21 protein-coding genes and 3 pseudogenes are annotated in these 22,805 nt (G+C 68.3%); 15 read left to right on the top strand and 9 right to left on the bottom strand.

Going from position 1 to position 22,805, the window contains the following annotated elements; genetic code table 11:
• Positions 1–159: 159 nt before the first annotated feature.
• The gene (locus ACIRVK_RS41255; RefSeq protein WP_404256588.1) at positions 160–768 is read right to left on the bottom strand and encodes an SMI1/KNR4 family protein; all 609 of its coding nucleotides are present in this window, start codon (positions 766–768) and stop codon (positions 160–162) included.
• Positions 769–1,024: 256 nt separating this feature from the next.
• A complete protein-coding gene (locus ACIRVK_RS41250; protein ID WP_404256586.1) occupies positions 1,025–1,450 on the bottom strand; it encodes a hypothetical protein in 426 nt (141 codons plus the stop codon).
• A gap of 884 nt (positions 1,451–2,334) precedes the next feature.
• Here ACIRVK_RS41250 and ACIRVK_RS41245 point away from each other — a divergent pair.
• The 3 genes and pseudogenes from ACIRVK_RS41245 (at position 2,335) to ACIRVK_RS41235 (ending at position 6,409) form a co-directional block, all read left to right on the top strand.
• Positions 2,335–3,078 (top strand): hypothetical protein, encoded by a 744-nt coding sequence (locus tag ACIRVK_RS41245; protein ID WP_404256584.1) that lies wholly within the window; start codon positions 2,335–2,337, stop codon positions 3,076–3,078.
• A gap of 824 nt (positions 3,079–3,902) precedes the next feature.
• Positions 3,903–5,690: pseudogene (locus tag ACIRVK_RS41240) on the top strand (type IV secretory system conjugative DNA transfer family protein).
• Positions 5,687–6,409: a hypothetical protein gene (locus ACIRVK_RS41235; protein WP_404256582.1), complete on the top strand. Its 723-nt coding sequence runs from the start codon at positions 5,687–5,689 to the stop codon at positions 6,407–6,409. Before ACIRVK_RS41240 ends, ACIRVK_RS41235 begins: the two are co-directional and overlap by 4 nt.
• 262 nt (positions 6,410–6,671) lie before the next feature.
• Here the strand turns inward: ACIRVK_RS41235 and ACIRVK_RS41230 are convergent, their stop codons facing one another.
• The 3 genes from ACIRVK_RS41230 to ACIRVK_RS41220 form a co-directional block, all read right to left on the bottom strand.
• On the bottom strand, positions 6,672–7,334 hold the full coding sequence (locus ACIRVK_RS41230; RefSeq protein WP_404256580.1) for an NAD(P)-dependent oxidoreductase: 663 nt from the start codon (positions 7,332–7,334) through the stop codon (positions 6,672–6,674).
• A 30-nt stretch (positions 7,335–7,364) separates the two neighbouring features.
• Positions 7,365–7,769 carry a hypothetical protein gene (locus ACIRVK_RS41225; RefSeq protein WP_404256578.1) on the bottom strand — a complete coding sequence of 135 codons (405 nt, stop codon included), beginning with the start codon at positions 7,767–7,769 and terminating at the stop codon, positions 7,365–7,367.
• Positions 7,770–8,025: 256 nt separating this feature from the next.
• A complete protein-coding gene (locus ACIRVK_RS41220) occupies positions 8,026–8,724 on the bottom strand; it encodes a TetR/AcrR family transcriptional regulator (protein WP_404256576.1) in 699 nt (232 codons plus the stop codon).
• A 381-nt stretch (positions 8,725–9,105) separates the two neighbouring features.
• Between ACIRVK_RS41220 and ACIRVK_RS41215 the strand changes: the two genes are divergently transcribed.
• From ACIRVK_RS41215 to ACIRVK_RS41190, 6 genes are all read left to right on the top strand, one after another.
• Positions 9,106–10,011: an NADP-dependent oxidoreductase gene (locus ACIRVK_RS41215; RefSeq protein WP_404256574.1), complete on the top strand. Its 906-nt coding sequence runs from the start codon at positions 9,106–9,108 to the stop codon at positions 10,009–10,011.
• A gap of 283 nt (positions 10,012–10,294) precedes the next feature.
• Positions 10,295–11,284 carry a hypothetical protein gene (locus ACIRVK_RS41210; protein ID WP_404256572.1) on the top strand — a complete coding sequence of 330 codons (990 nt, stop codon included), beginning with the start codon at positions 10,295–10,297 and terminating at the stop codon, positions 11,282–11,284.
• A gap of 139 nt (positions 11,285–11,423) precedes the next feature.
• Positions 11,424–11,753 carry a hypothetical protein gene (locus ACIRVK_RS41205; RefSeq protein ID WP_404256570.1) on the top strand — a complete coding sequence of 110 codons (330 nt, stop codon included), beginning with the start codon at positions 11,424–11,426 and terminating at the stop codon, positions 11,751–11,753.
• Between the two features lie 107 nt (positions 11,754–11,860).
• Positions 11,861–12,631 (top strand): SDR family NAD(P)-dependent oxidoreductase, encoded by a 771-nt coding sequence (locus ACIRVK_RS41200; protein WP_404256568.1) that lies wholly within the window; start codon positions 11,861–11,863, stop codon positions 12,629–12,631.
• 56 nt (positions 12,632–12,687) lie between these two features.
• Entirely contained in the window at positions 12,688–13,059 is a 372-nt protein-coding gene (locus ACIRVK_RS41195; protein ID WP_189959007.1) for a DoxX family protein, read from the top strand.
• A gap of 150 nt (positions 13,060–13,209) precedes the next feature.
• Positions 13,210–13,743, top strand: coding sequence for a cupin domain-containing protein (locus ACIRVK_RS41190; protein WP_404256566.1), 534 nt, complete (start codon positions 13,210–13,212; stop codon positions 13,741–13,743).
• 193 nt (positions 13,744–13,936) lie between these two features.
• Here the strand turns inward: ACIRVK_RS41190 and ACIRVK_RS41185 are convergent.
• A pseudogene (locus tag ACIRVK_RS41185) lies at positions 13,937–14,434 on the bottom strand (ISAzo13 family transposase); the annotation flags it as partial.
• A gap of 314 nt (positions 14,435–14,748) precedes the next feature.
• Between ACIRVK_RS41185 and ACIRVK_RS41180 the strand changes: the two are divergent.
• The 5 genes and pseudogenes from ACIRVK_RS41180 (at position 14,749) to ACIRVK_RS41160 (ending at position 18,264) form a co-directional block, all read left to right on the top strand.
• Positions 14,749–15,051: a Dabb family protein gene (locus ACIRVK_RS41180; RefSeq protein ID WP_404256564.1), complete on the top strand. Its 303-nt coding sequence runs from the start codon at positions 14,749–14,751 to the stop codon at positions 15,049–15,051.
• Positions 15,048–15,392: a hypothetical protein gene (locus ACIRVK_RS41175; RefSeq protein WP_404256562.1), complete on the top strand. Its 345-nt coding sequence runs from the start codon at positions 15,048–15,050 to the stop codon at positions 15,390–15,392. The genes ACIRVK_RS41180 and ACIRVK_RS41175 overlap by 4 nt, the downstream gene beginning before the upstream one ends.
• Positions 15,349–15,512 (top strand): annotated as a pseudogene (locus ACIRVK_RS41170) (ISAzo13 family transposase); the annotation flags it as partial. The gene ACIRVK_RS41175 and the pseudogene ACIRVK_RS41170, both read left to right, overlap by 44 nt.
• A 110-nt stretch (positions 15,513–15,622) precedes the next feature.
• Complete coding sequence (locus tag ACIRVK_RS41165) at positions 15,623–16,252, top strand: DUF4158 domain-containing protein (protein WP_404256560.1); 630 nt, start codon at positions 15,623–15,625, stop codon at positions 16,250–16,252.
• Positions 16,253–16,470: 218 nt separating this feature from the next.
• Complete coding sequence (locus tag ACIRVK_RS41160) at positions 16,471–18,264, top strand: Tn3 family transposase (RefSeq protein ID WP_404256558.1); 1,794 nt, start codon at positions 16,471–16,473, stop codon at positions 18,262–18,264.
• Here ACIRVK_RS41160 and ACIRVK_RS41155 read toward each other — a convergent pair.
• From ACIRVK_RS41155 to ACIRVK_RS41145, 3 genes are all read right to left on the bottom strand, one after another.
• Positions 18,220–19,161 (bottom strand): DUF6000 family protein, encoded by a 942-nt coding sequence (locus ACIRVK_RS41155; protein ID WP_404256556.1) that lies wholly within the window; start codon positions 19,159–19,161, stop codon positions 18,220–18,222. The two genes, ACIRVK_RS41160 and ACIRVK_RS41155, sit on opposite strands and share 45 nt — an antisense overlap.
• A gap of 63 nt (positions 19,162–19,224) precedes the next feature.
• Entirely contained in the window at positions 19,225–21,333 is a 2,109-nt protein-coding gene (locus tag ACIRVK_RS41150; RefSeq protein ID WP_404256554.1) for a tyrosine-type recombinase/integrase, read from the bottom strand.
• Positions 21,330–22,463 carry a tyrosine-type recombinase/integrase gene (locus tag ACIRVK_RS41145; RefSeq protein ID WP_404256552.1) on the bottom strand — a complete coding sequence of 378 codons (1,134 nt, stop codon included), beginning with the start codon at positions 22,461–22,463 and terminating at the stop codon, positions 21,330–21,332. Before ACIRVK_RS41145 ends, ACIRVK_RS41150 begins: the two co-directional genes overlap by 4 nt.
• Here ACIRVK_RS41145 and ACIRVK_RS41140 point away from each other — a divergent pair.
• Complete coding sequence (locus ACIRVK_RS41140; protein WP_404256550.1) at positions 22,438–22,659, top strand: hypothetical protein; 222 nt, start codon at positions 22,438–22,440, stop codon at positions 22,657–22,659. The genes ACIRVK_RS41145 and ACIRVK_RS41140 overlap by 26 nt on opposite strands.
• Positions 22,660–22,805: the final 146 nt, after the last annotated feature.

Genomic DNA, 22,805 nt, shown 5'->3' with positions numbered 1-22,805 from the left:
CTGTACGACAGGGCCTACGAGGCCGCGCTGCCCGATCACGGCGAGGTGCGGGGCCGGGCGGCGGCCGGTGCGGTCGCGGGGGGCGCCGCCCGCCCCCCCCCCCCCGCGGGGCGCCCCCCCTTCCCGGGGGGGCCCGCCCCCCCGCTCCGGCTCCGGAGGTCAGTCAGTGACCCATTCCAACATGCGTCCTTCATGAACAGAGGGGCGGCGCCTCAGAGTGGGAAGACGAGACGCACCCTCGACCGAATCACACAGGTCGTGGAGCATCAATCGCATACTCGGCCACAGCCACACATACTCAGGAGCGCCGAACGAAATCTCCCCTACGTCCCCATGATGGTCGCTCCGGTGGTCGACGAATAGTAGATCGCCGGTAAGGCTCTGCGCGAAGGGCACCCACCGCTCATGGGCGATACGCCCGATTACCTCGTCCTCATAGCCGTCCTCTACGGCCTCGCGGGCCATGGCGGCGACGTACTGCTGCCGCTCCAGAATCCCACCCGTGCCGAGCAGGCTGTAACCGAGGAGGAAAGCGCCAGCCTGCATGCTTGACCGACGCGGAGCAACACCGTTGTGCCTGGAGAGCAACAACTTAAGATCATCATTGACCGAGAACCCGATCTCCCTTTCCAGATTGGATATCTCTGCGCCAGATGCTCCCGGGAGTAGAGCCTGATGATCTTCGGGTGCGTTGCGGATGAGCCACGACTCAAGTCTTTGCCACAGCTCTTCAAATCGATATTCCGCTTCAGGTGACGAGGTGTTCATTCGACCCTCTCTGTTACTTGGGAGTGGTGGGCGTTTGCACTAGTTTAGTGACGGATGAAGGGATGGCTCTAGCGAGTCAGGGACGGACTTCCACCGACTACTACCAGCGGTAGTCTGCCGTCCTCCAGCAGATCACGCGGCAGCGAGATCGAGAAAAGTTTCTCGATCAGACCCAGCGACATGGCGATCCGCAGACTGTGCCGCGCTCCGCTCACCCGAAGGTAGGCGCCTGTCGGAAGGATTACGCCCGCCGCCTTCAGCTCCTTCTGAAGGAGATCCGGCTGGGGTACCCCAGCCGCCGTTCCTCGCAGAGGCCGAACGAGCACAGCAGTTCACTGTCGGTGGCGTACGAAAAGAGCGGAGGCGGGTGGAATGCCTGGGGATCGAGATTCACCGCCTCGACACCATCGCGCGAAATCCCCTTGAGGACGTCGTGGCTACTCCCGGGAGCTTCCCCGTACTGGGCGGCGAACGCCCACCCCTGCGTTTCCCCTATACGTGCGACACCGGCGTCTGCGTCGGTAAGAAGTCCGGCGGCTTCCCCAGCAGTCGCCAGCGGTTTCACGCCGCCCGGTGAAGCGCCAAGCCGGACAGTTAGCTCTTCCGGCGTGATCCCACGGGCAAAGGTAACGCTGCAGCACCAATCGGACTCCGCTAACCAGCGCACACCGCGATTCGTCATGTCCTCATTTTGCCGCATGACTTGGTGACTACGCGAACCTCTGCTCCGCAACCTCTCCTGACGACTCGGTAGCTCCTACGCCACCTCGGTCATTATGCAGAAATAGGCAAGTGCCTGGTGATCAACAGGTGGCTGCGCCATCTGATCACATCGGCGTCCGACGCCTGTCAAACAGTCCTCCCCCATCCCTGCCGTTCTGGCGAAACCGGGTTTATCCCAGAGAACACACCGGCCTCGCTGACTTCAGGCGTCTATCACCCAACTCCGGCCGGGCCAAATCGCGGATTCCGGCGATCCTCCCTCCCAACGGACCGCCACCCGGGCTCCCGTTCGCCACCTACTTCGAGGTAGACGCCGTGATCGCCCACCTGCAGCGCGCCAGCCACACCGTCGGCCTGCTTGGGTATCTGTACGGGCCAGGCGAGCGGGGCAACCACACCAACCCCCGCCTGATCGCTGGGGACGGCCACGGCGCCCCGATCGAGATGCTCGCCCAGCCCGACGCGCCGGCGTACTTGGCCCACGCCCTCGACGTACCCGTAGAGCGCCTCGGGGCCCGAGCACCCGAGCGGCCGGTGTGGGTCTGCTCGGTCCGCTCCGATCCCCGGCACCCCGACCTGACCGACTCGCAGTGGGCCGAGGTGGCCCGCCGGTTGGTGGCGGCCACCGGCATCGCCCCGGAGGGCGATCCAGACGCCTGCCGGTGGATCGCCGTGCGCAACCCGCCTGGTGCACCTCGTGGCCACCCTCGTCCGCGAGGACGGCGGCATCCACCACGCCTACCGCGACGCCTTCCACCTCCAGACCGAGTGCCACCGCATCGCCACCGAACTCGGCCACCTGCCCCCGGCCCACACCCAACACCGCGCGCCCAGGAGACCAACTTGCCTGCCCCCTACATCACCATCAGCACAGAGCCCAGCGGCAGCGTCTCGGCGAAGGGCGCCAGCGACGACCTGTCCGCCACGCTCCTCAAGCACGCCGGATTCCAGCAGATCGAGGACTGGTACGGCCGCCGCCACCGCCTGGCGTCCACCACCCCACAGGCTCAGCGCGTCGCCATCGCCTCCCACGCAGCCGAGATGCTGCGCGCCGCCCGGTACAGCGTCGACCTGGACCCCGACCTCGACACAAGCCGGTTGACCACCCCGGCCAACCCTCTCGGGCTCTACACCGCCGGATCCGAAGTCCTGCGGCTGACCGACCAGATCAGGGCCGCCGAGACCGGTTCCGGCCTTGCACAGGCGGTCGATCACCTCCTGCATCCCGAGCACGGCGTCCTGGAACGCCTCAGGGAAGCCCTGGAGACGACAGGCGAGCAGATCACCGACCTCGACAACGAGGCGTACGCGCTCGCCGACCGGTTCGGCTTCGCCGCGGAGTTCGTCAGCGCAGCGCAATCAGAACTCGTCGGAGCGGAACGCGAATTGCACCGTGCCAACGACTCTCGGCAGGACCACACCGGGGTGCAGACGCAGTCCCCCGCCCCACCCGACGCCCGGAGCGCGGCCCTCGCCACGTCGCCCGCGGCGGACAAGGTGAAGGCGTCTTCGGCGCTCGGAACTCCGACTCAAGGGGTCGGTACAGCCGCAGGTCCGCCGCAGGTTTCCAGCCCTCGGACCCGATGATCCCGATGATCTCCTCCCGTACTCCCTCCGGCGGTCTGACGCGCACCGACCCCATGCGAACAGGCATCGACGCTCTGGCCAGCGCATCCGCCGTCAGACCGACCAAATCCGGAGGGGTCTATCCCACCCACCCGACACCGACCCAACACCGCGCCCAAGGAGGAACAGTGCCCGAGTTCTACCCGACCATCGGCGAGGCCATCGACGCCGCGATGCAGCACAACATCCGGCTTGCCCACGGCGGCAAGGCGTCCGCCCCCGACACGCCCCTGCAGGCCCGACACCCGCCCCATCCGCCGGCCGGCCCGTACTCCGCCCCCGGAATGATCGCCCGGCTCACCGAGACCGCGACTCCTTATAAGGTCGCCGGAATCATCGAGGAAGTCAACGGAACCCTGGTCGGGCCTGCCACAGCTGACCGAGCTTGTGGCCGCAGCGGCCGACTGGACCCGAGCCCGTCTGACCTTCGAGAACCCGCACCACAAGGTCCCTGCCCTGCGGACCAGGGAACCGCTCAGCGACGTCCTCGGCGACGACACGGTGGCTGACACCTAACCGGCCGCCGCCCAGAGCCCGGAAACGGGTCGGCAGCGGGCCGCCCGCGCCACCTCCCCACACGCCGTCATCCAGCGGACCGCGCCCTCCGCCGGCGCGACATCCGAACCACCCACCAGCGCCCCACCGCCCCGGCCGCCGCGCTCCCGATGACCTCGACCTGATCCCCGACCGCCGTCCCCTGCCCCGACAGAAGCTGCCCCGATGACCTGCAGAAGAGCGCCTCGCGCCCCGCCTCACCCTGTCCGCTTTCCCTCCTTGGACCCGCCATGCCCGCCCTGCGTACCAGCGCGCCCTCGACCACCAGCGGCTCCGACGCGCTTCTCTACCTCCTGTTAGGCGTCCTGGGCGCCGCCATCGCCTTCGGCTCCCTCGCCTGGCTGACCGGCAGCCTCACCAACGCTCTCGTCGGCGCCGGCCCCTGGGCGCCGTTCGAGGCCACCAACGCGCTGCTGCACCCCGACGTGCTGTGGCCGCACCTGAGCCCCACCGCCCTGCTGGTCGGCGCGCGGCTCGCCCCGGGCTGCTCTCCGTCTGCCTCACCATCGTCGGCCTGGTTGTGTGGCTGCGGCTGCGCGGCGGTGCGAAGAACGGCCTTGCCCGCAAGCAGGATCTCGCCCCTCTGATGGACAAGGAGCTCACCGCCAAGGCGAAGAGCCTGCGGCCGAGTCTGTCCGGTCTCAAACCGAAGGAGGTCGCTCCCGCCGACCGCGGGATCCTCGTAGGCACGCTCTCCCCGGGCCGAGCCGAGGTCCGCGCCTCCTGGGAGGACGTGATCGTCGCGATCATGGCCGCGCGTTCCGGCAAGACGTCCGGGCTGGCGATCCCCGCGATCCTCGCCGCTCCCGGCCCGGTACTGCTGACCTCGAACAAGGCGGCGAACGACGCCTTCACCGCGGCAGTGGACGCCCGCGCCAAGGTCGGCACGATCTGGACGCTCGACCCGCAGCAGATCGCCCACCACCCGCGCGAGATGTGGTGGGACATCCTGGCCGACGCCCGCGACCTGGCCGGGGCGAAACGCCTTGCCGGGCACTTCGTCGCCGCCAGCGTCGACGAATCCAGCGGCGCCGACTTCTGGTCCACCGCCGCGAGCAACACCGTGGGCGCGCTGTTCCTGGCCGCCGCCAGCCACCGGCGCCCGATCACCGATGTTCTGGCCTGGCTCGCCTCCCCCGCCGACTGCACTCCGGTGGGCCTGCTCACCGATGCCGGCCACGAGGCGGTCGCCGCCCAGCTCCAGGGCACCGTCAGCGGGGCCAGGGAAACGCGGGACGGCATCTATGAGACCGCGCGGCAGTACGCGAGCTGTCTGCTCGATCCGGACGTCGCCGCCTGGGTCACACCCGACAAGCTCCTTCCCGAGTTCAAGCCCTCCGCGTTCGCCACCTCCCGCGACACGTTGTACCTGCTCAGCAAGGACGGCGGCGGCTCGGCATCGGCGATCATCGCGGCGGCGGCCGACGCGGTGATGCGCGCGGCCGTGGTCGTCGCCGAGCGCTCCGGCGGGCGGCTCGACCCGCCCGCGCCCTGTGCGTCCTCGACGAGGCCGCCAACGTGTGCAAGATCTCCGATCTCCCGGACCTGTACAGCCACCTGGGCTCACGGGGCGTGATCCCAATGACGATCCTGCAGTCCTACCGGCAGGGCCAGCGGTGCTGGGGCGAGGCAGGCATGGACGCACTCTGGTCCGCCGCCACGATCAAGATCATCGGAAGTAGCATCGACGACGCCGACTTCGCCGACCGCCTGAGCAGGCAGGTCGGTGACCACGACGTGCAGACCACGTCGGTGTCGACCAGCGACGGCGGCAAGTCCACCTCGGTGAGCATGCGCACCGAGCGGATCCTGCCCCCGACGCGGTCCGCGCGCTCCCCAAGGGGAAGGCGCTGCTGCTCGCCACCGGCATCCGGGTGGCGATGCTCGACCTGCGGCCCTGGTACAAGGAGCCCACCGCCAAGGTGGTCGGTCCGGCCTCGGCCCGCGCGACGAAGGCCATCACGGAGCGGGCCATCGCCAAGTCCCCGGGCCGCGACGACTTCGGGCTGTCGGCATGAGCGCCCCGACGCTCAAGGCGCTCTCGCTCAGTGCCGGGGTCCAGTCGACGTGTCTGCTGCTCATGGCCGCCGAGGGCCATCTGCCCGGCCTTGTCTACGACCATCTCGACCGGATCGAGCGGGAGATCGCCGAGCCCGCCGGCATCCCGGTCCTGCGGGTGTCCTCCGGCAACATCCGATCCGACGCGCTTGGCCCTTCCAAGCGCTTCGCGTCGATGCCTTTGCACATCCTCAACTCCACTGGCAGCGAAGGGATGTCACGACGCCAGTGCACCGGCCAGTACAAAATCCGGCCGATCAAGGAGAAGGTCCGCGAGTTGCTCGGCCACCCCTACCCGCGACGTATCCCCGCCGGGGTCCACGTCGAACAGTGGATCGGTATCTCGGTGGACGAGTTCACCCGGGCGAAGGACGCGGACGTCGCCTACATGAACAATCGGTTCCCGCTGATCGAGCACGGTTCCTCCCGCTCGGACTGCCTGCGGCTGCTGCGCTCGCGCGGGTTCGGCCAGACCCCGAAGAGTGCGTGCCTGGGGTGTCCGTACCACGGCAACGCCCAGTGGCGATCACTGCGCAACGGCTCGCCCCAGGGTGGCGCGACGTCGTGGAGTTCGATGCTGCGATCAGGTCGGGCAACGCGCGGGCGACCGCGGAGGGCACGCCGCTGCTCGGGCAGGCGTATCTGCACCGCAGTCGCCGGCCTCTCGACCGGGCGCTGATCGGACCGTACTCGATGTTCTGTACGGCCGAAACGGCTCCGGATCGCGCCCATGAGACCGGGTATCCGCTCTGGCGCGGAGAGATCGGCGGTGAAACCCGACCGCGTCCACGCCTTCAACGGCCAGTTGCCCGACGAGAGCGTCGAGGCGGTCCTTGCGCCGCGCGACGGAGGCTCCGAGGCCAAAGCCGGCACCGAAGATGGCGATCACTTTGGACATGGCTGTCCCTCGAACTGCTTCGAAGACGGCGGATGGGGGCGTATCAGCCTCGTGCGTTCCAGACGAGCGGCGCCTTGCGGATCCAGGTGCCCTGCTCGACGGCGTCCAGGAGGAAACCGGCGAGATCGGCGCGGTAGATGCGCATGCCGGGCTTTTCGGTGCCGGCCTCGGCGGCTCGCAACGAAGGGCCGACAGGCTTGTCCGTGAGGGTGACGGCCCTGGCGAGGGTCCAGTCGGCCTCGGAGTCGCGAACGACCTCCTCCACGCCACTGTGGTCGGTGAAACCGGCCTTGAGGTTGGACAGGTTGATGGCGGTCTTGACCAGCGGATTCATCCGGGCCCAGTCGCTTCCGGCGCCCTGCGTGGAGATGATGACGATCCGGCGGATGTCGTGCTCACCCATCACCGTCAGAAGGTCACGGGTGACGTTGGTCATGAACATGGGCGGGCTGACAGGCTTCGCCCAGGGATTGTCGGAGGCGCGGGCGTTGTTGAGCGCGCTGATCACCGCCTCCGTTCCCTTGGCGGCCTTGCGGAGGTCGTCGATGTTCTCGGGCGTGCCGCCGATCAACTCGACGCCGGGCAGGTCCCCGACCGCGTCGGGGTTGCGCACCAGGGCATGAACGCGGTGACCTCGTTTGGCGGCCTCCTTGAGCACATGGATTCCGGTGCGGCCACTGCCGCCGAGAACGAGCAGGTTAGTCATGGGTTTCTCCTATGTAGTGACAGGCCGTGGTCAGGCGGCGGTCTGGGATGGGATGGCTGTGGCCGGACGCCCGGCCTGCTCGTGAGCGTCGGCCAGGGACGCTTCGTGCAGCGCCAGGAGCGCGGCCGGCGCCGGAACGTGCGCTGCCATGGTCAGCTCCGGGATCACCGTGGTCACGTCCAGACCGAGGAGGTCATCGCGGCCCAGAACGGCCTCCAGGGTGGGCACCACATAGTCCAGGCCCTCCTTGGGAGCACCGGGACCGTAACCCCCGCCCCGGGCGGAGATCACCACGGCCGGACGGCCCGCCACCGGAGGGACACCGGTGTGACTCAGGGTGTCGGCGTACTCGAACCGTTCGACGGCCCGGTCCATGGGGTGGCTGCCCAGTCCGCACCAGGGGCAGGTCACCTCGGACCAGATCTCTACCTTCATGACACAACTCCAATTCCGACTGGTTGTGCGTAACGCCATTGCGCGACAGTGCTCCGCGGCAGTGTGGATCGGAACGTCTCTTGGGAACTGGGCGCTAAACGTCGCGCCGCGCCCCAACCCGGGCGAGGCGCCGGTCAGGTCGCCGCCATGTGTGCGCGCCAACCCCCGGACGATCGTCAACCCGATACCGCTGCCCCCTGCCTCGGTGTCTGAGGGGATCACTCGAGACCGTGATATGACCGCAGGGATGTTCCGGTCATGGCGGCGGATCGTCGCTGGGTGGCGGAGCAGGGATGATGCCCTGGGTGCGTTGCATGGCCCGGAAGAGGGCGTCGTGTGCGGGCGGTGGCGGTAGCGGCTGGGGGTTGTCGGCCGCGAAGGCTTGCAGCAGGTATTCCACGTGGCGCTGCCAGGCCTCGGGTGCGGTGGTCGCGGTGGCGGCGACGACGCCCGCGTTGGCCATCAGCAGCACGACCATGTCGTGGGGATGGAAGTCCGGCCGGAGCCGGCCGGCCGCTTTGGCCTTGTCGACGATGGTGACCCAGTCGTTGTATGCGCAGTCACGCCGGTTCTCCAGCTCCTCGGTCGCCGGGTTGACTGGGGCGAAGGTGAGCGTGAGGAGGTCGGCGAAGCCCCGGTCGCCGGACTGCATGGCGCACACGCGGCGCACGTAACCGCAGAACCCGCGCCACGGGTCCGGCTCGGCGAGGGCCTCGGCGGCCGCGTCGGCGTAGGCGCGCATCTTGTCGCCGAACGCGGCGGCGATCAACGAGGCCCGGTCCGGGAATCGGCGGTGCACGGTGGCCTCGCCGACCCCGGCCCGCCGGGCGATCTCGTCGAACGGCACCTGCAGGCCGGACTCGGCGAAGGCGCGCTGCGCCGCGGCCACGATCGCGGCACGGTTTCGGGCGGCATCGGCGCGCAGGGGCCGCTCGAGCGAGGTTCGTTCGGTCACGGCTCCACCGTCGCACAAGTGGCGGACATCCGCCACTTTCGTGCTACGGTGAAGTGAAGGAAGAGCTCCACTTACCTGGCGCCCGCAGACGGGCGGTGGGTCTTGCGCCCACGCGACCTGAGAGGCGTCCTTTCGGTGCGAGCAGTGACTTACCACCGGTACGGCGATCCGTCGGTGTCGACGGCCGAGAAGGTGCCCGAGCAACCGGGCCCCATCCCCGCGAGCGGATCCTCCTCGTGCGGGCGCGGACGCGGCACGGGTGACGCACTCGGTCACCGAGGCCGCCTGAGCGCCCCGCAGCATGGCGGCGCCCACCCACGGTCCACCCCGCTATCGACTCCCAACTACGCGATTCCATGAAGGACTTGGAGGTTCATTTCGATGCGAGCAGTGACCTATCACGAGTACGGCGACCCGTCGGTGCTGAGGGTCGAGGACGTGCCCGAGCCGCACGCCGGTCCGGGCGAGGTCCGGATCCGGGTCGAGGCCGCCAGCGTCAACCCGATCGACTGCAAACTCCGGGCCGGGTACCTGAAGGAGATGATGCCGCTGCAGTTCCCGAAGATCCCGGGCCGGGACGGAGCCGGAGTGGTGGACGAGGTCGGTGACGGCGTGACGGGTGTCGCCGTCGGCGACCGGGTGTTCGGGAACTCGAGCGTGGGGACCACGGCCGAGTACGCGGTGCTCTACGAATGGGCGCCGGTACCGGACGCGTGGACGATGGAGCAGGCCGCAGCCGTGGGGGTGGCGGCCGAGACGACGGTCCGCGTGCTGAACGAGCTGAAGGTCGGTGCGGGCACCACGCTGCTGGTCGAGGGTGCCTCCGGTGGTGTCGGCAGTGCCTTGGTCCAGTTCGCCGTCGCCCGTGGAGCCACCGTGATCGGCACCGCCGGCGCGGGCAACCACGAATACCTGCGCTCGCTCGGCGCCACGCCCACGACCTACGGGCCCGGGCTGGCGGACCGCGTGAGCGCGCTCGCTCCCGCCGGTGTGGATGCCGTCGCCGACCTGGCGGGCGCCGGCTCCCTGCCGGACCTCGTCAAGATCGCGCCCACTCCGGCAGCCGTCGTCTCCATTGCCGACCCGACCGCTCAGCAACACGGCGCCCGTCTCTCGGTCTCACCCGACGTCCCCACGCCGGCCGCGCTGGTGGAGGCCGCGGACCTGGGGGCGGCCGGAGCGTACGTCCCGCACATCGAAGCCACGTACCCCCTCGACCGGATCGCCGAGGCCCACGCCCGCAGTCAGGCCGGCCATGCCCGGGGCAAGCTCGTCATCAAGATCTGAGCAGGCCGCACGGCCCCGGCGATCGGCACCGCCCTGCTCGACACGATCGCCGCCTGCGCCAAGACCTCCTGCGTCACCGACCACTTCACCTCGGCCACGACAAAGCCACGGCAGCAACTGTTCCGGCCTCGAAACCCGGACGCTCGTGATCGCACACGGACGCCGCCCCATCCCCCTTACCCCGTTTTGACCTGGCTGGGCATGATGCCGTGCCCCTTGCATCCCACCTGCACACCTGCCTGCTCGGGTCGCCGACACAACGGCCCATGTCCCAGATTGGTTCATGATGGACAGACGAGCATTCCTGACCGTCGGCGGCGCTGCCGCCGGACTGGCACTTCTCGGTTCCGCTCCGGCCGCCGGGGCCGCACCGGCGACGACGCGGTCCGGACCAGCCGAACGCCGCGCCGGCATCTACCCGGATGTCGCGGACACCAGCCACGCCTCCAAGAGGGCAGTGGCCTTCTTCCGCAGCTACTACACGGCCAAGGACCTGCGTGACTCCGACGCCTTCATGGAGCACTACCTCCGGTCCCAAGTCGGCTACTACGACGGCGTTCTCGGCGGCAGCGTCGTCGTGACCGACTGGACCATCATGAAGGAAGCGAACACCCAGGCCATGAGCAGCTGGGCACCGGGCGCGCTGGCGTACCCGCTGCGCATCGTCGGCGACACCCACAGCGCCATCGTCCACTTCGTCGACACACCCGAAATGTTCGGGGCGGAAATCCGCGGGCTTTCCACGTTCGACTTCAAGGACGGCAGGATCACCCGCCAGGTCGACTACTGGGACGGGCGACGCAATCCCTTCATCACCGGCCGTGCCCCGGTCGACCAGTACCCGCGCACCCTCGGCGTGGAGAAAGTACGGCAGAACGCATCCCCGGCCATCGACAGGGTTGCCCGTCAACTGGGCGCCGCGATGGGGGCGGGCGACGCCGCACGGAGCGCAGCGCTGTTCTCCGCCGACGCCGTCTTCGAGGACCTGACCACGAGAGCCGGCCTGCAGGGACGGCTGGCGATCGGCCGCTACCTCCAGCGAGCGCTGCCCCAGCTGCCGTACGGGCCGGGGGCGGTGGTCCGCCACGTGCTCGGCAGCGCACAAGGCGGCGGTTACGAATGGGTTGTGGACGGCAGGCCGGAGCTGAGCGGCGTCACCGCACTGGAGCTCGACAGCGTGGGCAGGATAACTCGGCTCAACACCGTCTGGGACGGTTCGCGGCACAGTGATCCGGCCATGCGGTCCCTGGCGGCCCTCTCCATCGAGGACTGACACAGCTCTCTCGCCCAAGCCGAGAACGGGTGATCATTGACAGTTCTCGGCATCGCCTGGCGTCGAGCTGATCCAGGGCACCCCTGCGAACATCGACGACATCCGCCGGGCCGCCGAAGGCACCAAGGTGGTGATCAGCGTGCTGAACAACGCCCTCGCCTCCGACAACCCGTGGGCCAAGCCGGTCAGCCCGCCGATGTTCATGACCGACGCCGCCCGCCCCCGCAACTTGCTCTTCTCGCTCAACGGCGAGCTGGCCGACGCCGGCATCTACGCCGGCACCCTGTCCATCGCCGCGTTCATCGCCCGGAGCGAGGTGGGCGAACTCGCCGCGAAGAGCCTGGCCGAGACCGGCTCGACCAACACGGGCCCGCTCGTCGACCCGGACGCGCTGGCCGACCAGTACTGGGACATGTACACCAAGCGTGACCGCGTCGAGCAGCTCTTCCCCGAGTACGACGCCGCCTGATCACGCCCTTGAAGTCCGGCCCCGGCGCCGCGACCAGGCCGAAGCCGTCTTCAACGGCTGACGCCCCCACCAACCCCCCACTTCCCGAACACCGCGAGGACATCAGCATGACCAGCACGCTCAGCGGCAAGACCGCTCTCGTCACCGGATCCAGCCGCGGCATCGGCCGGGCCACCGCCCTCGGCCTCGCCCGCGAGGGGGCGCTGGCCGCCGTGCACTACGGGCGCAACAAGCAGGCTGCCCAGCAGACCGTCGACCTTATCGAGAAGGACGGCGGACGGGCCTTTGCCGTCGGCGCGGAACTGGGCACGCCCGGCGCCGTCGACCAGCTGTTCCACCAGCTGGAGGCCGGACTGCGGGAACACACCGGCGAGACCGTCCTGGACATCCTGGTGAACAACGCCGCCGCGACGATGCCCGCCGGCAGCGCCCCGGAAGAGGTGTCCGCCGAGCAGATCGACGAGATCTTCGCAGTCAACGCCAAGGCCCCCTTCCTCCTCGTCCAGCGAGCTCTCGGGCTGATCCCCCACGGCGGACGCGTCATCAACATCTCCTCCGCGGTCACGCGCATGGCTGAGCCGTCGCAGGTCGTCTACGCGATGTCCAAGGGCGCGCTCGACCAGCTCACGCTGCACTTCGCCCGGCACCTCGCCCCTCGGCACATCACGGTCAACAGCGTGCTCCCCGGTCTCACGGACAACGGCAGCGCGGTCTTCCAGATGCCCGAGGCGCGCGAACAGATGTCGCAGCTGTCGGCGTTCAAGCGCCTCGGTGAGCCGGAGGAGGTCGCCAATGTGGTGGTCTTCCTGGCCACCGACCGGGCGCGCTGGATCACCGGATCCTCCCTCGACGCCACCGGCGGCACCCTCCTCGGCTAGCAGCCCGCTCCGCCGCGTCCCCTCCCGCGCTCTCTCGTCGAAAGACTCCACCCCTGATGAACATCTTCCTGTGGATCGTGCAGGCCGTACTGGCCGTCATGTTCGCCATGGCCGGTGTCATGAAAACCACCCAGCCCAAGGACAAGCTCGTCGAGAAGCTGCCCTGGGTGGCCGACTTCTCAGCCGGCACCGTCCGCTTCATCGGCATCGTGGAATTCGCCGGCGCCCTCGGGCTGATCCTGCCCGCGGCCACCGGTATCGCCACCGTGCTGACACCCCTGGCCGCCGTCGGCCTCGGTATAGCGATGCTGCTGGCCGCGACGTACCACGCCCGCAAGAAGGAATTCCCCGCGATCGGCCTCAACGCCGTCCTGCTGATCCTTGCCGTACTGGTGGCCTGGGGACGCTTCGGCCCGTACAGCCTCTGAAGCCGCCATCCGCTCCGATTCCCATGTACGGGGGCCCGGTTCGTCACAGATCACCGGGACCCATCGCCCGCCCCACTTCTTACTGCTCCGCCCTGACCGCCCCACCGGCGTTGTACAGGTGGTCGAATCACGAGAAAAGGAGTTCCAAAGATGAATGCAGAGCAGGCCAATTCCGATCGATCCTCGAAGAAGGCTCGATTCATCAAACTTGGACCAGGCGAGGGTCTGGAAACTCGCGTCAAGATCGCACCGCTCTACTTGCTCAAAGCGGGCGCCGCCCATACCGACGGCCAGTACTCAGTCCTTGAGGTCTCGGTGAACCACGACCTCCCGCTCCACATCCACGACACCGCTGACGAACTCTTCTTCCTGCTGGAAGGCACGCTGCGGGTGACCTTTGACGACGAGCAGCATGAGGTCGGCCCGGGTAGTTTTATGTTCCTGCCTGCAGGGATTCCCCACGCGGTTAAGCGGGTAGGGGAAACCGTGCCGCGTCTTCTGCAGATCTCGGTTCCCGGAGGTTTCGAGCACTTCATCGAAGATATGGTTGAGCTTCAAGCCAAGGGCAAGGCGATGGAAGTGGATTCGGAGGAGTTCCAAGAGTTCGCGCGTAAGCACGACTGGACCTTGATCGGGTCGGCTGGAAGCGCTGATCCCAACACTGACCAACCACAGGCTTCGTAGCTGCTCCGGAATCCGGGCCGGCCCTTTTCTAATTCGATGACGGGTGGACGATCCTCCTGCAATTGTTGCCTTGATGGCATTTGAAAAGAGCCGCGGGCAACGGCCGAGCGGCAACCGGCCGAGCCGGCGAGGGTCCGCAGCTTGGCGCGGGTCAGGGGGCTGCCGAACAATAACTCCTAGATCTTGGCGAGGATTACGGGGGTGTGAGGTCGCGCCCGGCGATCGCGGCGAGCTGTTGTGGCGTGGTCACGGTGAGGGCGCCGACCGGGACCGTGTACCCGAGCGCGGTGAGCACGGGTGCGGCCTCCCGGAGGGTCGCGCCGATCCGGCTCTTGGCCAGGCCGGTTGCCTCGGCGAGCGGCGTCTGGGCAATGGACCGGCGCTTCGTGAGGAGGAAGACGACAAGCTGGTCGGAGACGGAGAGCCGTCTGCCGCCGGCGCCGGGGCCGCCGTCGGGGCGTTTCCCGGGCAGGAGGATCGGCGGGTGCTCGGCACACCAGGCTCGGTAGCGGACAGCGAGATCGTCGAAGGCGGCGGGTTCGAGTCCGGTGAGGCTGGGGTGCCGCAGCCAGGCGGGGAGCTTGTCCCCGGTGGGAAAGCGCCCGAACCCGGCGCTGGGCGGGGGTGGTTCGGGAGCGAGCGGTTCGGGGCGCAACGTGTAGTTCCACGTGCCGTGCCACTCGTGCGGCGTATGGGCCGAATCGCTTTGAGCAGATCCGAAAATTATTGAGTGATACCAGCATGTTGCAGCTCACGTCCGCAGAGCGATCGGCACTTATCTGTTATGCGACTCGCGGATCAATGAGTAATTCTACTGATGGAATAGCAACCTGCACGCAGAATTCCGCCTTGACGGGGTCCGGCGCGGATACTAGGTTGACGCCCAAGGCAACCTAGCCTCGCCTGCTACGGCCCGCAGACAAGCGTCCGGCTTGGCTGTACCTCTCAATTGGATTAGCCGACGAAAATTCCCAAACGGCATCATCCTCAAGGAGTGGAGTCGAAATGATTCAGCATATCGTTTTTCTGAGCTGGAAAGAGGGAGCCGACGATAAGGCGGTCGAGGACGCCCTCGGTTCGCTTTCGGGCCTGTCCGGGATAGACGGTGTTTCGGACGTTCACTATGGGCGCAACATCAATCAGACGGGTCACCGCTTCACCCACGCGGTGACCATCAAGATACGGGATCGTGAAACTCTCCAGATATTCGCGCAGCACCCGCTGCATGTCGCGTCCATTCAGAAGATGGGTCCGCTGATGGCCGAGTTCATTTCTATCGACTTCGAGCTTGAGGCAGCACCTCGGTGACCTCATTGGCCGCGGCTGAGATTTTGCCTCTCGTGCTGCTGGCGTTCGCGCTCGGCACGCGTCACGGGCTCGATGCCGATCACCTTGCGGCGATCGGTGGCATGGTGCGCTGCAATGTTGAGCGGCGCCCAGGACTTTCCCGTTCGATCGGCGCTTTGTTCTCTGTAGGCCACGGCAGCGTTGTGGTGTTGGCCGCCGTCGCCGGCAGGGGGCCAGGGAGCCGCCGAAAAATAACTTCGGTTTCTGGCACGGGTGTTGGGGTCGTAGGGTGCTGTTGTGGCGGAGGGGATCGAGGCGGTGCTGGCGGAGAAGTTCGCCCGTTTGTTGCCGCATCTGGATGAGCGGCGGCGTCGGTTGGTGCTGGGGCGGACGCGCGGGCTCTGGGGCACGGCGGGATCCGGTTGGTGGCTCGTGCTGCCGGGGTGTCAGAGGAGACGGTTTCGCGCGGGGTGGCGGAGCTGGTCGGCCCTCGGGGAGTATCGGAACGGAAATTAGCGGTAGCGGGGCGATCTTGATTCCGGTTCGGTGACGTGCCAGTTTTGCCTGGTCAGCGGGCCGTACGTTCCTCGGCATGCCTGTTGAGTACCTGTCTGCTGAGCAAGAGGCCCGCTACGGGCGGTTCGCCACGGAGCCGTCGCCCGGGGAGCTGGAACAGTTCTTCCGCCTGGACACCAAGGCCCTGGGGTTGGCGCGGGCGAAGCGCCGCCCGGCGACCCGGTTGGGGTGGGCGGTGCAGTGGGGCACGGTGCGGATGTTCGGCACCTTCCTGACCGAGGACCCCACGGCGGTCCCGGCCTCCGTGGTGCGGTTCGTCGCCGAGCAGCTCGGCATCGCTGACGAGCGCTTCGCCGAGTACGGGGCGCGCTCGCAGACGGCGTACGAGCATGCGTGGGAGATCCGCGACGAGTACGGCTACCGAGGGTTCGCCGCGGGTGAGGCGGAGCTGCGGGAGTTCCTGGCGGCGCGGGTGTGGTCGTCGCAGGAGGGGCCGCGCGCGTTGTTCGACCGGGCGGTGGTGTGGCTGGTGAACAACCGGGTGCTGCTGCCTGGCGTGACGACGCTGGCCCGGATGGTGGCCGCGGTCCGCCAGGAGGAGAACGACCGGCTGCACACGGCGCTGTACGAGGCGGTGCCGTACGACCTGCGCACCGAGATGATCCGGCTGCTCGAAGTGCCCGAGAAGAAGCGGGTGTCGGAGTAGGAGCGACTGCGGCTGGGCCCGATGAAGGTGTCGGGCAAGGCCATGCAGCTGGCCCTGGACCGCGCCCGTGAGGTGCGGGGCCTGGGCGCCGGCGCGGTCGACGCCGGGCGGGTCCCGGCCGCGCGGATGACCGGGCTGGCCCGCTGTGGACTGACCTCGAAGCGCCGACACTCAAGCGGCTGGAGGCGACCCGGCAGACCGCCACCCTGCTGGCGACCGTGCGGCATCTGGAGACCGCGACGGTCGACAACGCGCTCGATCTGCTGCACGCGTTGATGGCCACCAAACTGCTCGCGAAGGCCGAGCGGATGGGCAACGACGCCAAGCTCAAGGCCCTGCCCCAGTTGCGCAAGGCCGCGTACTCGTTTTGCGTGCTGGAGCACCTGCACCGCGCCCTGCGCCAGCGGGACGTGTTCGCCAAGGACGGCGACCGCTGGGGCGACCCCCGCACCAAGCTGCTGGCCGGGGAGAAGTGGACGGCCGCTGAGCCGAAGGTACTCACCGCGCTTGGGCTGGAGAGCGAACCGGCCGGGCACCTCGCCGAACTCGCCTCCGCCCTGCACGCCGCGTACGTCCAGGTCGCCGCCGGGCTGCCGGGCAACAGCGCGCTGGAGGTGGTGGGCGGGAAGTTGAAGCTGGCCAAGCTCGGCAAGGCCGAGGAACCCAAGCTGATGCCTCCGTTCCGTCAGCTGGTCACCGGCATGCTGCCCCGGGTCGACTTCCCCGAGCTGCTGCTGGAGGTCGCCGAACTGACCGGCATGGCGGACTCGTTCACGCACATCTCCGGCGCCGACTCCGGCATGGAGGGCTTCACCACCAGCCTGTGCGCCATGCTGCTGAGCGAGGCGTGCAACGTTGGGATGACCCCGGTCATCAAGCCGGACGTCCCGGCGCTCACCCGGGGCCGCCTGGTCCAGGTCGATCAGGGCTACTTCCGGGCGGAGAACATCTCGGCGGCGAACGGCAGGTTCATCGAGGCCCAGACGAAGATCGACGTCGTACGGGCGTGGGGCGGCGGTCTGGTCGCCTCCGCCGACGGCGTCCGCTTCACTGTCCCGGTGCAGACTCTGTACGCGGGTTCGAATCCCCGGTACTTCGGCCTGCGGCACAAGGGCGCCACCTGGTTGAACGTGGTAAACGACCAGGTGATGGGGCTGGGCGGGTTGGTCGTGCCGGGCACGCTGCGCGACTCGCTGTTCATGCTGGACGCCATCCACGCCCGCGACGGCGGCCCGAAGCCGGAGACCGTCATCACGGACACCGCGTCGTACTCCGACATCGTCTTCGGCCTGTTCGCGATCTGCGGCTACCAGTTCTCGCCGAGGATCGCCGACATCTCCGACGCCCGGCTGTGGCGGACGAACACCGCCGCCGACTACGGGCCGCTCGAGCCAGCCTCGAACCACACCATCCGCCTGGACCGGATACGTTCCCACTGGGGCGACATGCTCCGCGTGGCCGGGTCGCTCACCCTGGGGGAAGTCCGCGGCCACGACCTGATCCGCATGCTCTCCCGGGACGGCAAACCCACCGGGCTGGGCGACGCGTTCGCCCATTACGGGCGGATCTTCAAGACCCTGCACCTGCTCCAGTTCGTCTCGGACGAGGGCTACCGGCGCATGATCGGCGCCCAGCTCAACGTTACCGAGGCCCGCCACCGCCTCGCCCGGAAGATCTTTTTCGGACAGCGCGGCGAACTGCGCCAGAACTACCGCGAGGGCATGGAGGACCAGCTCGGCGCTCTCGGCCTGGCGCTCAACGCCGTGGTGCTGTTCAACAGCCTCTACATCGACGCCGCCGTCAAGCAGATGGCCGCCGACGGCTTCCCCGTCACCGACGAGTTGCTCGCCCGGCTGTCCCCGCTCCAGTACGACCACATCAACTTTTATCTGGACACTTCCAGGAGGCTCTGGGCCGACCGACACCGCCGGGGTTCTCCCGATTCAGCTGCTTGGACGGCCGTCGAGCTATCGCATGTGTTCCCGGAGTCCGGCTGCCGCGGTCTCGGGTGAGGCGAAGAAGTCCCAGTGGGGATGGATGCCAGGCTCCGGCTGTCCCGACCAACTCAACTCGACCAGCACCCAGCGGATCGGCTCCTCGGCGACTTCGAAGAGCACGTGGTCTCGTTGGCTGCAGTGCGCGACCGCCATCAGCGGACGCCCCGCGAGCGGGTGGCTTGGCTTGAGGTCGGCTGAGACCTCCGTGACGGCTTCGGCCTCGAAGACGGCACGGTCGTGTTCCGGGATGGGGACCCATCCAGCTGGCAGGCGGACAGTCCGCCGGTCCGTACCCGCTGGGTCGGCCTGACGTGCGTCCTCGACAAGGGAGCGGAGCTCGGCGACGTGGTTCCTCTGAGCGTCGAGGTACTCAGGGGACTTGTCGCGCGTCCACTGCTGCCAGAGCCCGTCCGGGGCGGTGAAGCGTCCGGCGTAGTCGGTGCCGAGTTGCGTGTCGATGTCGAGTAGAGCCCCGATGGCCCAGTGCTGGTCGTAGTAGAGATCTGGCCGGCGCAGATACTGGTCGAGGTAGTCGCAGAGGATCTGAGCGTCTGCTGGCGTGCCGAAGCAGGCCAGCGCGAAGCAGTAGCCCTGACCGGCGTAGGTCTGGCGACTCTCGATCAGCAACTCGCCGATTCGCTGGCGTTGCCGTGTGCGCCCGCCGATGCCGGCCATCCACGCGGCGACGAGGCGTTCGCGCCAACCGGAGCCGTGTCCGAGGAGCGCGGCGAACTCCTGATCGTCGACCCGCGCGGTGTCCGCGATCAGCTCGCGAAGGAAAGCGGTGCGCGTCACCGGCTCCACCCGCCGCTGCTGCAGGTTGCCGTGGAGCAGTTCGAGATGGCGGCGGTCGACGGAGACGTAGCGGCGGATAGTAGCGCCAAGCGCGGCCGGAGCGGGCAGGTCGTCCATTCGATCATCTTCGGGTGCGACCGGGTGAGTGTCGACTGGATTAGCAGTGGATCATTTCGCGGCTCAGCTGCAGGTTTCGGTATCGGTGAGTACTTCGGTGGGCTCGGCGAGTTCGGCCAGGAGTTCCTTGATCCGGGCGATGATGGCGGTGTGCCGCTCGACCTCGCGCGGCCATCCGCGTTCGGTGGCGTCCTGGACGAGCTGCTGCTCTCGGCCGAGCCGGGCCCGCAAGCGTGGTGCGTACTCGCTGGTCGTGAAGAACTTTGAGCAGCGCAGGTAGAGGTCGCACTCGCATGGCCCCTCGGCCGGCGTGCGCAGGCAGTGGCCGAGTTCGAGTTCGGTCTTGAAGAAGTTGGTCCTCAGCCAGTGGACGGTTTGCTCGTCGAGCTGGTTGGCCAGCAGTGCCTCGGCGGCCGGGCCGGCGAGGCGGCCTCCGGTGGCGATGACCTTCTCGTACTGTTCCTTCAGGACGGGGTCGCTGATGTGGGAGTAGGTGGCCGACATCTGCGCGTTGCGGTGCCCGAGGATCGCCATGATGGTCTGGATCTGGGCTCCGCCCTCGGCGAGCTGGGTGCCGACCGTGTGGCGGAATCGGTGCGCGGTCACTGTGGGGTTGCCATCGCCGTCGACGAGCCCGGCCTTGCGGCAGGCGATCGCCAGGGCATCGTCGAACAGGAATTGCCGGCCCATCGGCTTGCCCCGCCGCATGAACACGTAGCGGACCGGCCGTTGGGCCCACGGGTCGTGGCGGGCGGCGGCGTTGCCGGCCTTGGCCGTCTCGATCAGGCTCCGCAGTGCGTCGGCGGCCTGTGGGTGCAGCGGGATCATGCGTTCGGTATAGGTCTTGCCGACCGGGATCCGCAGCCGGGGATAGCCGTCGGGGTAGGCGTCGAGGCAGTCGATGGGCAGGCGGGCGATCTCGCCGCGGCGGGCACCGCTCCACCGCAAGAGCAACAGCGCTGTCCTCTGGTGGGGGTCCTCCAGGTCCTCGACGGCCTGCATGAGTCGGTCCAGCTCGTCGCGCGGGATGAACCGGGGCAGCCTTGACGGCAGTTTCGGCAGGTCGGAGCGCCCCAGCAACGGCCTGGCCGGGACGTCCGTCCAGCCCCACTCGCTGGTCTCGCGGAAGAACTGCAGCAGCGGGCTGATGTAGGTGTAGCGGGTGCGGGCCGACAGCGGTCGGCCGTTGCGCGGATTGATCCGCTCGTGCTGGTGGGCCAGGAAGCCCTCGATGTGAGTCCGCGTCAGTTCCGCGAGGCTCGTCAGCTCGGGGACGTCCTGGGCGAGCCAGCGCAGGAAGTAGCGGAAGGAGTCCCGGCAGTTGCGCACGGACTCCGCCCGGTCGGTGGTCTGCAGCCGTCCGGACAACCATCGGTTGACCGGCGCTGCGATCGCGGGCGGGGTGTCCGGGGAGGTGAGTTCTTCGCGCCATAGCTCGCACGTCTTCAGCCCGTGGAACGGTGGTTCTTTGACCTGTCCGGTGTTGAACAGCAGCACGTGCAGGCCGTGCAGCCGGCTCAGGCATGCCTTTTCGAACTCGGCGGTGAGCGTGGCAGGGTCGCTGTAGCGGCGGTTTCGGTGGACGTGGGCGGCCCGGATGGTCTGGGCTTCCGGCATCGCGCACCAGCGTTGGATCTCCTCGCCGAACGCGGCGAGGTCGTCATAGGTGATGGCGGTGATGTCCGGGTCGCCCTTCCAGAGGACGAGGCGGGCGAGACCCCAGGTCAGCAGCGACCGGCCGCTGCGGTAGCCGAGCTGCCGCTGGCGTTCGTCCAGCGCGTCGACAAGGTCCAGGTCCATCCCGAGTGTGGGGGCGACGCGAGGGTTGAACAGACTGTCGAAGTTCCGGGCCAGCACCCAGTCGGCGTCCATCGGGATTCGGTGGATCAGTGAGAGGTAGGCCAGGTAGGAGCCTGCTTCGTGGGAGATGCCCAGGTGCTTGCCGGAGCCCGGAGCCGCATTGGCGTGCAGGTCCAGCCGGTCCAGCAGCGGGGCGGCGAACCAGTCCTCCAGATCGGGCCAGTGCTGGACGAACCTGTTGTAGAAGAACAGCCGGGAACTGATCGTCCCTCGTGTTCCGGCGAAGGTGGCGCGGACCCAGGCGGTGTACTCCTCCCGCGGGGCGTGGCGCCGCCGGTCCGGCAGGTCCGGGACTGCGGCCAGGGCATTCACCGCTGGTTCTCCAACGCCCGGGTGTAGTCGGCCAACACCGCCTCATCGGAAACCCGGGTATAGATTTTCGTCGATTCCGGCGAAGCGTGTCCGAGCCGCTTCTGTAGCGACAACTCGCGCATCCCACCCTCCCACATCGCCGTGGCGTGGGAGTGCCGCAAAGCGTGCGGAGTGGCCTCCGGCGTGCGCGTGCCGAGCTTCGCCATCCGGCGGGAGAACAACCGGACGAGCGCGTCGTAGCTCAGCGGCTTCAGCCTGCGGGATCCGTTGCCGCCGACGAGGAACACGAACGGGCTGGCGGACTCCAGAGGCCGCTCGTGCATGACGTAGCGGCTGACCGCATCCAGCGTGCGCGGATCGTGCAGGTCGACGACCCGCTCGGAGCGCGACTTCCCGCGGGCTCCGCCGGGGTGGTCGTCACGCTTGCCGATCGTCACCCGCCGCCGCCCATATGAAAGGTCGGCCAGATGAAGGGACAGCACCTCGCCCGGCCGCAGCCCTCCGTCCAGCATCAGCAGGAACATCGCCAGGTCACGCAGCTTCGTCAGGCTCGCGATGAAGCCCTCCAACACCGCCTCGTCCATCGGACGCGGCAGCCGCCGCGGCTGCTTGACCGTGACCGTGCGCCGCACCGGCTGCTGACGGCTGGCCTTACCCATGAACGGCTGATGCCGGCCCGGCACCCGCGCGAGAGCCGGGTCCGGGCGCATCTGCATCGGCGAGTCCTCACCGTCGTACTCCTCAGCGACCATGGCCCAGTCGTAGAAACTCGACACCGCGGCCAAGATGCGGTTCACCGTCGACGGCGACAGCAGACTGCCAGGCAGGTCCGCTCCGCCGACCACGACGGTCAACCCGAGACGCTGGGCTGGCCGGCGGCTCGGCTGACGGCGCAGGAAGCCCAGCAGCCGCAACGCGTCCGGTGCCCGGAAGTCCCGCCAGTCCAGGCTCTCCCGGGCCAGGAACGTGAACAGGTACTTCAGGTCGTAGGCGTAGGCGCACCAGGTGTTCGGCGACAGCCCCCGATCACTGAGATGCCCCAAAAACCGGCAGACCGGACCGATCTCGGAACCGGATGCGTCGATCAGCCGGACGCGACGGACGATGCCGCCGTCTCGGTCCTTCACCACACGCAGTTCGCACTCCACAGCTCCATCAACGAGCGGTGACGAGGAGCGCGACGCCGAGACGCTGAACTCCACCCGGGAGTGTCCAGATAAGAACCTCCTGGGCCGCTACGCCTTCACCCGGCGGCTGACGCCGGGCCTGCGGCAGCTACGCGACCCGTACAGCGACGACGAGGCCGACAACGACGAGGACGGGTAGCCGCGGGCCCATACAAGTCAAAGGCGGTCCGGCCGGAGGCATAGGAGATGCCTCCGGCCGGGGCCCCCCGGTGTACACCCGGGGCCGGGGGGATGGGGGGAGGGCGGGGGTTTGGGGGACTCCCGGGGGCTGGCCCGGCCCGGTGG

The organism is Streptomyces sp. NPDC101152 (assembly GCF_044768275.1).
Taxonomy (GTDB): domain Bacteria; phylum Actinomycetota; class Actinomycetes; order Streptomycetales; family Streptomycetaceae; genus Streptomyces.
Note: the sequence above shows the minus strand (reverse complement) of the source record. Positions and strands in the feature narration are given on the sequence as shown.